We start from the raw sequence: 255 nt of genomic DNA on the forward strand, positions 1-255 counted from the left end.
CAGGTTCCGGCGCGCGGCTGCCGGCGACGATCTTCATCTCGGCGCCACGTCGCCGGCAGGTGAACGGCCGGTCGAGTTCGAGCAGGTCGGGATCCATCGAGCTGGTCGGCAAACCCGTCGCATCGGCCAACGCCGCCGCGTCGAGCGAGATCGCAATGCGGCCTCTATCGAGTGCTCCCCCGGCGATGAGCGTGGCCGCGACGTCGATGCCGTCTGTCCGAATTCGCTTCGCGAGGTCCGCCACGCTGTCCGAGG

General features: G+C 69.4%; 1 protein-coding gene. It reads right to left on the reverse strand.

Annotated features, from left to right (window positions below; genetic code table 11):
- Positions 1–255, reverse strand: a 255-nt coding sequence (locus tag EU800_RS27165) for a hypothetical protein (RefSeq protein WP_371685682.1), incomplete at both ends; no start/stop codon positions are given.

This window comes from Tropicimonas sp. IMCC6043 (assembly GCF_004146235.1).
Lineage (GTDB): Bacteria > Pseudomonadota > Alphaproteobacteria > Rhodobacterales > Rhodobacteraceae > Tropicimonas.